We start from the raw sequence: 11625 nt of genomic DNA on the forward strand, positions 1-11625 counted from the left end.
GGCGGAGCCGCCCGGCGGGTGAGGGACAATGGGTGCTTGCCCAGAGTTCCCCTGTCCGTCCCGTGCCGTAGATCCTCCGGAGTCCTGACGATGACCCACCCGCTCTCCATCGGCCCGCACGCCGTGACACCGCCCGTCGTGCTCGCACCCATGGCGGGGATCACCAATGCGCCCTTCCGTACCCTGTGCAGGGAGTTCAGCGGCGGCAAGGGGCTGTTCGTCAGCGAGATGATCACCACTCGGGCGCTGGTCGAGCGCAACGAGAAGACCATGCAGCTGATCAGGTTCGACCCGAGCGAGCAGCCGCGCTCGATCCAGCTGTACGGCGTCGACCCCTCGACCGTCGGCAAGGCCGTCCGCATGATCGCGGAGGAGGGCCTGGCCGACCACATCGACCTGAACTTCGGCTGCCCGGTGCCGAAGGTGACGCGCAAGGGCGGCGGGTCCGCGCTGCCGTTCAAGCGGAACCTGCTGCGGGCGATCCTGCGGGAGGCGGTGTCCGGGGCCGGTGACCTGCCGGTGACGATGAAGATGCGCAAGGGCATCGACGACGACCACATCACCTACCTCGACGCCGGCCGCATCGCCGTGGAGGAGGGCGTGACGGCCATCGCCCTGCACGGCCGCACCGCCGCCCAGCACTACGGCGGCACCGCCGACTGGGACGCCATCGCGCGGCTGAAGGAGCACGTGCCGGAGATCCCCGTGCTCGGCAACGGTGACATCTGGTCGGCCGAGGACGCGCTGCGGATGGTGCGGGAGACCGGGTGCGACGGCGTGGTCGTGGGGCGCGGGTGCCTGGGGCGGCCCTGGCTCTTCGCGGACCTGGTCGCCGCGTTCGAGGGACGGGACGACTTCCTGCGGCCCACGCTGCGGGAGGTCGCCGACGTCATGGTGCGGCACGCGACCCTGCTCGGGGAGTGGCTCGGGGACGAGTCCAAGGGTGTGGTCGACTTCCGCAAGCACGTCGCCTGGTACCTGAAGGGGTTCGCGGTCGGGTCCGAGATGCGCAAGCGGCTCGCGATCACGTCGTCGCTCCAGGAACTGCGGGCGGGGCTGGACGAGCTGGATCTGGACCAGGCGTGGCCGGCCGGTGCGGAGGGGCCTCGGGGGCGTACGTCCGGCAACAACCGGGTGGTGCTGCCGGACGGGTGGCTGAAGGATCCGTACGACTGCTCCGGGATCACCGAGGAAGCGGAGCTCGACACGTCGGGTGGGTGAGCGCCCCCGGGGCTGCGCCCCGGCCCCCGCCGGGGCTCCGCTCCCGGACCCCGGCCGCCTCAGCCGTTCTTCGGGTGCGGAGTGGAGCCGTAGGCCGTCAGGAAGCGGTCGCGGAAGGAGCTCATCTTCCACACCGGGGCGTCGTGGGCGGGACGGAGCCCGTCCGTCCAGTTCCAGTCGGCGATCTTGTCCAGCATCCTGGGGTCCTTGGCGACGATCGACACCGGCACGTCACGGCTGGCGTGGTTGCCGCTGACCCGGGCGATGGGCTGGTGGTCGCCGAGGAAGACCAGCACGGTGTCCTCGGTGCCGTACCGCTCCAGCCACTCGGTCAGCGCGGTCACCGAGTACTGGACCGACTTGCCGTACTCCTCGCGGGACCTGGTGGTGTCGGCGATGACGTCGGCCGGCTTGTTCCCCGCCGCCTGGATGTCCTTGAAGACCGAGCCGTCGCCGAGCCGGTCCCAGTCGACCCTCTTGGGGATGGGCGCCCAGGGCTGATGGCTGGACGTCAGGATGAGCAGGGACATCCGTGCCTTGCCGGCGGCCGGCGGCTTGCTGTGCACCCGCTCCTGGTACTGCTGGAGGGCGTACTGGTCGGGCATGGTGGACCAGCTGAACTTCGGCCCCCGGTAGCCGAGTTGGAAGGCGTTGTAGACCTTGTCCAGGCCGTACCACTTCTGCTCGGGCCACCCCTTCTGCACCCCCGGCATGACCCCGACCGTGTCGAACGCGCCGGTCTTCCGGAACGCCTCCGTCAGGCTGAGGTGGTCACTGGCCATCACGGTGCGGTAGCGCTGCTGGTTGCTGATCCACAGGCCCGACATGGTGGTGGAGTGGCCGAGCCAGCTGCTGCCCCCGTACGTCGCCGAGGTCAGCCAGCCGCTCTTGGCGTGGTAGCCCGCCCTAGCCAGCGCCTTGGTGCGGACGTCGAGGGCCCGGTCCACGCCGGGCGCCATGATCGGGTCCTCGATCGCACTGCGGCCGTAGCTCTCGATGAAGGTGAAGATCACGTCCTTGCCGCGCAGGTCGGGGACCAGCTGGCTGCCCGGCGTGTTCCCGAACGCGTCGACCCGGGCCACCTTCCGGAACTCCGCCTCGTCCTTCAGCGTGTCGGACACCCGGCGGGCCTGGACCTTCAGCGCGTTCGCGGTGCGGGACGAGGCGATCGGCACGCCCGCCACCTGGAGCCCGAGCGAGGAACAGGTGATCCAGACGACCCCGGCGACCAGGGTGCCGCGGGTCGCGGTGCCGGGGTACCGGGCGAGGAGGTTGCCCAGCCGGACCATCGCGAGGGCCAGCAGCACGAAGAGCAGCAGGACGGCCACGATCAGTCCGGCCACGGCGGCGAGGGTGGCCGTCCGGCCGAGGGAGTCCTCCAGATACGACTCCGCGTCCCCGAACAGACCCCAGTCCAGTACGACGTTGAAGTCTCGGCCGAGGTACTGGCCGAACCCCATGTCCAGCGCGTTGAGCACGGTCATGGCCCCGAGCAGCACCCCGGACACCGCCGCCAGCACCACCCGGGGCCGCCGCGGCAGCGCGAGCAGCACGGCCGCCCCGATGACGGCCTCGGCGGGTATGCGGAGGAACTTCGCGGGCCCCAGCCGGACGACCGTGTTCGGCATCACCAGCGCGGCGACGACCAGCGCGGCGGCGAGCACGGTGACGGTGACGGACAGGGCCCGCGCGGCTTCCGGGTGCCCCTCCCGCCAGCGCCCGCGCCAGGCCGACCACGCGGCCCAGGGACGGCGGAACGTGCGTACGGCGGGTTCGGTGACCTCTTCGGGCACACCCTCGGCGGAGGAATCGGCAGAGGCGGCGGCAGAGGCAGGCTGGAGCGCGCTCATGCCCTCCCGTACGGCCCACGGCCGGGCACCGTTCAGGACCGCCGGGCAAACACCTGGTCAACACAGCGGGCGGTACGACCCGTCGCAGCCTGGACTCGGATGGCCCTCGCCTCATCTGTGCCGGAACAGGTGGCGCGCCACGCCGCTCGGGCTGGGGAGGGCCTCCAGGCGGAACCGGTCGAGCAGCTCATCGGGTGACTCCCGGTGACGTAGTCCGGACCCCGGCTCCACCGGCGAGACCGCCACCTGCACGGTGTCGACGAGGCCGGCGTCGAGGAACTGCCGGATGGTGGTGACGCCGGAGCACCGGGGCCTCTCGTTCGGATCGTTCCGGGCCCGCGGGCCCTGGCACCGCTCCCTGATCCGGCCTGATCCGGCCTGATCCGGACGAAAGACCCTTAGGCGCCCCCCACCGCCGTCAGCAGGGCGAGCGGTGCGGCGGCGGACCGGGCACCCCGCCCGCACGCGTGCGGATACGGCACCGGCGAACCGTGCGGAGCACGCCCGTACCCGGCCAGTACCTCCGGCAACCGGTGCCCGCCCACCGTCGCCGCGTCGATCAGGGCGTGGGCGACCGTGCGGGCCTCGTCGTGCAGCCCGTACCGCGCCAGGCCCAGCGCGATCAGCGCGTTGTCATGGGGCCAGACGGACCCCCGGTGGTGGGACAGCGGGTGGTACGCGGCCTGGCCGGAGGCCAGCGTGCGGACGCCCCAGCCCGAGAAGAAGTCCGGCTCCAGCAGCCGCCGGCCCACCACCTCGCCGTACTCCTTGTCCAGCAGCCCCGACCACAGCAGGTGCCCGGCGTCGGACGCCAGCGCGTCGATCTGCCGGCCCCGCCCGTCCAGGGCCAGCGCCGGGAAGGACCGCTCCCGCATCCAGAAGTCCCGCTGGAACCGGTCCCGGAGGTCGGCCGCCGCCTGTTCCAGCAGCGCGGCGTACGTCTCGTCCCCCCACACCGTCCGCGCCACCCCGGCCGTGCGGCGCAGCGCGTCGTAAGCGTAGCCCTGGGCGCCCGCCGCCATCACCGCGCCGGTGGGCCGGGTGCCGTCGGCACAGCAGATCGCGCCGGGCGAGTCCTTCCAGTTCTGGTTGGCGAGGCCGCCCTCGTCGGCGCGGTAGACGAGGTAGCCGCGCGAGGTCAGGCCGCCGTGGTCGAGCATCCAGCCGACGGCGGCCCGGGCGTGCGGTTCCAGGCGCCGGGCCGGCTCCGTGTCCCCCGTCCGCTCGACGTACGCGCCGAGCAGGATCAGGAAGAGCGGGGTGGCGTCGACCGAGCCGTAGTAGCGGCCGAACGGCACCTGGCCGAAGTGGGCCAGCTCGCCGTGGCGTACCTCGTGCACGATCTTGCCGGGCTGGGCGACCGGGGACCCGTCGGTGCCGGTGGCCTGGGTGGCGGCCAGGGCGAGGAGCGTGGCGGCGGCGGAGCGGGGGTGGTACGGCAGCACGAACAGGGAGGTGAGGAGCGCGTCGCGGCCGAGCAGGGTGAGGAACCAGGGGGCGCCGGCCGCCGGTACGCGCAGGTCCTCGCCGTCCGGCCCGGTGGCCGGGACCTGGAGCGCCGCCAGATCGGCGAGGCCCCGGGCGCAGGCGGCGGCCAGCTCAGGCCAGCCGGTCGGGAAGGCCACGCCCTCCGTGAAGCGGGCTTCCTCGGCGAGGAGGTGCTCCTGTACGGCGGCGGGGGCGCGGGGCACGCGCAGGGCGCGCTTCTCGCCGTGCGGGCGGGCGATCACCCGCAGCAGCAGCTCGGTCGTGCCGTGGGGCGCGAGGCCGAGGGTCCACACCAGGCGGCGGGCGCCGGTGCCGGTCTCCTCCACGGCGTCGGGGGCCGGGTCGGCCGTGATGGTCGTACAGGACCGCCACTCGGCGCGCCGGTAGGTGAACTCGATGCCGTCCGGCAGGACGTCGCGGGAGCGCAGGGCGCCGGGCTTGGCGTAGGTGCGGTGGTCGGAGCGGAGCTCGAACTGGTCGGTGAAGTCGGCGTCGACGGTGAGCGCGAGCCGCACGGTGGTGGGCACCGGGCGGTTGCTGGTGACCTTCACGGACTCCACGAAGGAGCTGTCCCCGACGGCCTGTTCACGGAAGAGGGTGTACGCCGGGGGCTCCTGCCGGCCGCCGCGCGGGACCAGCACACAGCGGGCCTCGTCCCCGTCCGTGACCGGTGTGAGCACCTCGGGCACCGCGCCGTCGAGGGTGAGCTGCCAGCGGCTGAGGTGCCGGGCGTCCCGGACGAACAACCCGTCCGGGGAACTGCCGCCCCGCACCCCGCTGATGTCGCCACGGTCGCCCACGGCGGCGAAGGTGGCGCCGTGCACGAGCAGATGATGCCGGTCCGTCATTCCCGGTCCCCTCCTCTGTCACTCCTGTCGAACGTTCCGGTGTCCGTGGGGGGTACGCCTTTTTGTCCGCTCTTGTCCAGATGTTGACGCTCGTGGTGCGCGGCCGGCCGGTGGCACAGGTCGAGCGCGAGGGCCGCCGTCCAGCTGAAGCCGCCGGCTCCGCAGGGCGCGCCGGTGTACGGGTCGACGTACTCCGCGAAGTCGGTGGCGCCGGCGAGGTCCAGCACGGCCCGGCGCAGGGCGTCGGCCGCCGCCGTCTCACCGTGGGTGCGCAGGCCCCGCTCCAGCAGCCAGCCCGTGTTGAACCAGGCCGGCCCGCGCCAGTAGCGGTGCGGGTCGAAGGCCGCGCCGAGCAGGTCGTAACTGGGCACGAGCCGGGTGCGGTCACCGACCGAGAAGTGCGGCCCGCGCAGGGTACGGACGAGGGTGGCGGCGATGCCGCGGGGGAGTCCGGGCAGGACCAGCGGCACCAATCCGGAGACGGCGCGCTCGCGGAGGAGGCGGGAACGCCCCGAGCCGCCGTGCCCGGGGGAGGGGAGGGGCGCGGGGCCGGTGCCGGAAGGATCCTGCCCCGGACCGGAGTGACCCCGCACGGGGGCGGCGTCCTCGTCCCGCAGGTCCCGGCACAGGAACATCCCCGCCTCCGCGTCCCACAGCCGCTCCACCAGCGTCGCCGTCAGCCGGTGCGCGCGGGCCCGGCGGGCGGAGCCGGACGCCCCCAGTTCCTCGGCGATCCGGGCCAGCGCGAGCTCGGAGGCGATGAGGAGGGCGTTGAACGCCGGGTCCTCCACGGCGAACTCGCCGCCGCCGTCCGCGTACCCGGCGTCCCGGTAGTCCGCGGCCAGCCGCACGTACCGCCCGTAGTCCAGGTCCGTCGGCCGGTCCCCGGCCGCGCCGTGCTCGAGGTCGGCGCGACGGAAGGAGTGGGCCGGGGCCGGGGTGATCCGGGCCAGCGGGGCGTCCCAGCAGGGGCTGTTGTCCATGCCCTGCTCCCAGGGGTGGACCACGCAGACCAGTCCGGCACCGCCCAGGTCCCGGCGGTGCAGCAGGTACCGGTGCCAGGCGGCCAGCCGCGGGTGGACGCGGGCCAGGAAGCCGCGGGCCCGGGACAGCCGGGGGTCGGCGCGGTGCACCAGCCAGGCCGCCAGCGCGTGCACTGGTGGCTGCACGATGCCGGAGGTCTGTAGCGTGCGCGAGGCGCCCGCCGTGCGCCCGGCGGTGGAGGAGCGCCAGAAGTCGGGGCTCGGGAAGTACGCGTCGAGCGGTACGGAGGGGTTGAACACGATGTGCGGGACGCGGCCGTCGGCCCACTGGGCCGCGAGCAGCGTCTCCAGTTCCGTCTGGGCCCGCCGGGGCGAGACGTGCCGCAGCCCGATGGCGATGAACGCCGAATCCCAGGACCACTGGTGCGGGTACAGGGCGCGGGAGGGCACCGTCGACGCGCCGGTCCAGTTCGCCTCCAGCACCCCGGCGGCCCTCGCGGGCAGGGACGTCGGGACCGGGGTGGCGGCCGTGGCCGGTGGATCGTATGCCGTCTCGTACGGGGTGGAACGGGCAGTGAGCTGGGCGGTGCGGTCCACTCGGGGCTCCCCGAAGACGTCCGGCCGACGCGGTTCAGCCCCGGCCACCGTAGGGTTACGCCTATTTAACACGCAAAACTCAATATGTAAGGCAAACTTGAGAAGCACAAGGGGGTGCGCATGACCGGACGTCCGGGAAGGACCGGCAAGAGCGGGAGCCAGGCGGGTGCCGGCGACCTGCTCGAACTGGTGCGCAGCGGGCGGGCCGTGACACGCGGCGCGCTCCAGCAGGCGACCGGACTGTCCCGGGCCACCGTCGGCCAGCGCCTGGACCGGCTGTTCCGGGCGGGCTGGCTGCGCGAGGGCGCCGGCGGCCCGGTCGACTCGCCGCTCGGCGGACGCCCCTCCATCACCCTGGAGTTCGACGACTCCCACGCCGTGGTCCTCGCCGCCGACCTGGACACCCGGCACGCCCGCGCGGCCGTCCTCACCCTGACCGGCGAGATCCTCGCCGAGCAGGCCGGCACGCTGGTGGTCGAGGACGGCCCCGACGCGGTCCTCGGCGAGCTGGGCCACTGGTTCGCCGAGCTGCTGGCCAAGGCGGGGCGGAGCGCCGGGGAGGTGTGCGGGATCGGGCTGGCGGTGCCGGGCCCGGTGGACAGCGAGACGGGCCGGGTGGTCCAGCCGCCGATCATGCCGGGCTGGGACGGCTACGACATACCGGGCCGGCTCTCCCGTGCCCTCACCGACCGCACCGGAGCCCCCGCGGTCCCGGTACTGGTCGACAACGACGCCAACCTCATGGCGTACGGCGAACAGCGCACCGGGCACCCCGACTGCCGGGCCTTCGTCCTGGTCAAGGTGTCGACGGGCATCGGTGCCGGGGTGGTGGTGGACGGTTCGCTCTACCGGGGCGTCGACGGCGGCGCGGGCGACATCGGGCACATCCGCGTCGGCGCCGACGCGCTGTGCCGGTGCGGCTCCTACGGCTGTCTCGCGGCGGTGGCGAGCGGCGGCGCCGTGGCCCGCCGGCTGGCCGCCGCGGGGGTGCCGGCCGCCTCCGGCTCGGACGTGCGGGACCTGCTGGCCGCCGGGCACCCGGAGGCCGCCGCGCTGGCCCGTGAGGCCGGGCGGCAGGTCGGGGACGTGCTGGCGACGGTCGTGACCCTGCTGAACCCGGGCGTGCTGATGATCGCGGGTGACCTGGCCGGAACGCCCTTCCTGACCGGCGTGCGCGAGCTGCTCTACCAGCGGGCGCTGCCCCGCTCCACGGGCCACCTGGCCGTCGTCACCTCGCGGCTCGGCGACCGGGCCGGGCTGATCGGCGCCGGCGCGCTGGTGGTGGAGCACCTGTACGCGCCGGACCGGGTGGAGCAGCGGCTGTCGGAGATGGGTGTGTGACAGGGCTGTCACCGCTCCTGGCGGGTGTCCGCGGGGCGGTCCGCATGGTGGAACCGAGCGGTCTGTGGCAGCGTGATTCTCGCCACCCTTGATAAGGGTTGCGCTCAGATGAGCGGATCAAGCACGGCTGCACTTCCTCAAGGGGTGGCACTCGGTGCCACCTCTTGATCGTTCATCGATCGAAATCAGTCGTGCCACGACGTGCTCACATGAGCATAAAATTGCACCTGTGGGCACCGCCGTCTTCAAGAAGTGAAAACATAAGCCCCGCTTCGCTTGCCAAGCCTTGACTTTCGATCCGCTGGCGGACGGGTGGTTACAGGCGCATGACGCGCAAGTGGCCGTACCCAGGCACCTTCGATCTGGGTATGTTCCTCGCCATCAGGGCAGCCACCGTGGCCTCAAGGAGTCGAGACCCGTGTCGGAAAACAAAGAACCCCAGGCAGCGAAGTTCGTTTACGACTTCACCGAGGGCAACAAGGACCTCAAGGACCTGCTCGGCGGCAAGGGTGCCAATCTGGCCGAGATGACCAACCTGGGTCTCCCGGTCCCTCCCGGCTTCACGATCACCACGGAGGCCTGCAAGGTCTACCTGGACAGCGGCGAGGAGCCCGCGGCACTCCGTGACGAGGTGAGTGCGCACCTCGAAGCCCTCGAAGCGAAGATGGGCAAGAAGCTCGGCCAGGCCGACGACCCGCTGCTCGTCTCCGTCCGCTCCGGTGCGAAGTTCTCCATGCCCGGCATGATGGACACGGTCCTGAACATCGGCCTGTCCGACAAGTCGGTGCAGGGCCTGGCGGCCCAGGCCGGCGACGAGCGGTTCGCCTGGGACTCCTACCGCCGCCTCATCCAGATGTTCGGCAAGACCGTCCTCGGCGTCGACGGCGACCTCTTCGAGGAGGCCCTCGACAAGGCGAAGGCCGCCAAGAAGGTGGCCGTCGACACCGACCTGGAGGCCGCGGACCTGAAGAAGCTGGTCACCACCTTCAAGAAGATCGTCAAGAAGGAGGCCGGCCGGGACTTCCCGCAGGACCCGCGCGAGCAGATGGACCTCGCCATCAAGGCGGTCTTCGACTCCTGGAACGGCGACCGCGCCAAGCTGTACCGGCGCCAGGAACGCATCCCGCACGACCTGGGCACGGCCGTCAACGTCTGCTCGATGGTGTTCGGCAACCTCGGCCCCGACTCCGGCACCGGTGTCGCCTTCACCCGCGACCCCGCCTCCGGCCATCAGGGCGTCTACGGCGACTACCTGCAGAACGCCCAGGGCGAGGACGTGGTCGCCGGCATCCGCAACACCGTGCCGCTCGCCGAGCTGGAGCAGATCGACAAGAAGTCGTACGACCAGCTCATGCAGATCATGGAGACCCTGGAGAACCACTACAAGGATCTCTGCGACATCGAGTTCACCATCGAGCGCGGCCAGCTCTGGATGCTCCAGACGCGCGTCGGCAAGCGCACGGCGGGCGCGGCCTTCCGCATCGCCACCCAGCTGGTGGACCAGGGCCTCATCGACGAGACGGAGGCGCTCCAGCGCGTCACCGGCGCCCAGCTCGCCCAGCTGATGTTCCCGCGCTTCGACGAGCAGGCGAAGGTCGAGCAGGTCGCCCGGGGCATCGCGGCCTCGCCGGGCGCGGCGGTCGGCAAGGCGGTCTTCGACTCGTACACCGCGGTCAAGTGGTCCCGTTCGGGCGAGAAGGTGATCCTGGTCCGCCGGGAGACCAACCCCGACGACCTGGACGGCATGATCGCGGCCGAGGGCATCCTCACCTCCCGCGGCGGCAAGACCTCCCACGCGGCCGTCGTCGCCCGCGGCATGGGCAAGACCTGCGTCTGCGGCGCGGAGGAGCTGGAGGTCGACACCAAGCGCCGCCGGATGACGGTGCCCGGCGGACACGTCGTGGAGGAGGGCGACCTGATCTCCATCGACGGCTCGACCGGCAAGGTCTACCTGGGCGAGGTCCCGGTCGTGCCCTCCCCGGTGGTGGAGTACTTCGAGGGCCGTATGCACCCGGGCGCCGACGACGCCGACGAGCTGGTCGAGGCGGTCCACCGCATGATGGCCTTCGCCGACCGCAAGCGCCGCCTGCGGGTGCGCGCCAACGCGGACAACGCCGAGGACGCGCTGCGCGCCCGCCGCTTCGGTGCCCAGGGCATCGGCCTGTGCCGCACGGAGCACATGTTCCTCGGCGACCGCCGTGAGCTGGTCGAACGCCTGATCCTCGCCGACACCCAGGACGAGCGCGAGGAGTCCCTGAAGGCCCTGCTGCCCCTGCAGAAGAAGGACTTCGTCGAACTCTTCGAGGCGATGGACGGACTCCCGGTGACGATCCGTCTCCTGGACCCGCCGCTGCACGAGTTCCTGCCGGACATCACGGAACTCTCCGTCCGCGTGGCCCTCGCCGAGTCCCGCCAGGAGCCGCACGAGAACGAGCTGCGCCTGCTCCAGGCCGTGCACCGGCTGCACGAGCAGAACCCGATGCTGGGCCTGCGCGGCGTACGCCTGGGCCTGGTCATCCCCGGCCTGTTCACCATGCAGGTCCGGGCCATCGCGGAAGCGGCGGCCGAGCGCAAGGCGGCCAAGGGCGACCCGCGCGCGGAGATCATGATCCCGCTCGTCGGTACGGTCCAGGAGCTGGAGATCGTCCGCGAGGAGGCGGACCAGGTGATCGCCGAGGTCGAGGCGGCGACCGGTACGCGGCTGAAGCTGGCGATCGGCACGATGATCGAGCTGCCGCGGGCCGCCCTGACCGCCGGCCAGATCGCCGAGGCGGCGGAGTTCTTCTCCTTCGGCACGAACGACCTGACGCAGACGGTGTGGGGCTTCAGCCGGGACGACGTGGAGGCCTCGTTCTTCACGGCGTACCTGGAGAAGGGCATCTTCGGCGTCAGCCCGTTCGAGACGATCGACAAGGACGGCGTCGGCTCCCTGGTGAAGGCGGCCGCCGAAGCGGGCCGTCGTACCCGCCCCGACCTCAAGCTCGGCGTCTGCGGCGAGCACGGCGGTGACCCGGAGTCGGTCCACTTCTTCCACGAGGCCGGCCTGGACTACGTCTCCTGCTCCCCGTTCCGCATCCCGGTCGCCCGCCTGGAGGCGGGCCGCGCGGCCACCCAGTCGGCGGGCAGCGACCACCGCTGACCCACCCGGTCCCCGGAGCCGCCGTCGGTCCCCGACCCTCACCGATCGGCGGCGGCTCCGGCGCACGAAAGAGGAGGGGCGACACCCCGGTGCGGGGGGTGTCGCCCCTCTGTGCGCTGACGTACGGCCGGACCGGCCGGCTGCGGGACCTCTCCCGG

General features: G+C 72.3%; 6 protein-coding genes and 1 pseudogene. 3 read left to right on the plus strand and 4 right to left on the minus strand.

All coding sequences use genetic code 11. From position 1 onward, the window contains the following. The first annotated feature begins 90 nt into the window (after positions 1-90). Entirely contained in the window at positions 91-1221 is a 1131-nt protein-coding gene (gene dusB, locus LG395_RS32980) for a tRNA dihydrouridine synthase DusB (RefSeq protein WP_171156549.1), read from the plus strand. 59 nt (positions 1222-1280) lie between these two features. On the opposite strand, the gene LG395_RS32985 is transcribed toward dusB, so the two are convergent. The 4 genes and pseudogenes from LG395_RS32985 to LG395_RS33000 all read right to left on the minus strand — a co-directional run bounded on the left by LG395_RS32985 (position 1281) and on the right by LG395_RS33000 (position 6987). Next, positions 1281-3071: an alkaline phosphatase family protein gene (locus LG395_RS32985; protein WP_225812293.1), complete on the minus strand. Its 1791-nt coding sequence runs from the start codon at positions 3069-3071 to the stop codon at positions 1281-1283. A gap of 111 nt (positions 3072-3182) precedes the next feature. After that, positions 3183-3371, minus strand: a pseudogene (locus LG395_RS32990) (dihydrofolate reductase family protein); the annotation flags it as partial. A gap of 98 nt (positions 3372-3469) precedes the next feature. After that, positions 3470-5407, minus strand: a complete 1938-nt coding sequence (locus LG395_RS32995) for an amylo-alpha-1,6-glucosidase (RefSeq protein WP_171156550.1) — start codon at positions 5405-5407, stop codon at positions 3470-3472. Continuing rightward, positions 5404-6987, minus strand: a complete 1584-nt coding sequence (locus tag LG395_RS33000) for an MGH1-like glycoside hydrolase domain-containing protein (RefSeq protein WP_225812294.1) — start codon at positions 6985-6987, stop codon at positions 5404-5406. Before LG395_RS33000 ends, LG395_RS32995 begins: the two co-directional genes overlap by 4 nt. 120 nt (positions 6988-7107) lie before the next feature. On the opposite strand from LG395_RS33000, the gene LG395_RS33005 reads away from it, so the two are divergent. Together LG395_RS33005 and ppdK are read left to right on the plus strand one after the other, a co-directional pair. Further along, on the plus strand, positions 7108-8328 hold the full coding sequence (locus tag LG395_RS33005; protein WP_171156554.1) for an ROK family transcriptional regulator: 1221 nt from the start codon (positions 7108-7110) through the stop codon (positions 8326-8328). Between the two features lie 418 nt (positions 8329-8746). Beyond that, a complete protein-coding gene (ppdK, locus tag LG395_RS33010; RefSeq protein ID WP_171156556.1) occupies positions 8747-11467 on the plus strand; it encodes a pyruvate, phosphate dikinase in 2721 nt (906 codons plus the stop codon). Positions 11468-11625: the final 158 nt, after the last annotated feature.

Source organism: Streptomyces spinosus (assembly GCF_020400655.1).
GTDB lineage: Bacteria > Actinomycetota > Actinomycetes > Streptomycetales > Streptomycetaceae > Streptomyces > Streptomyces argyrophylli.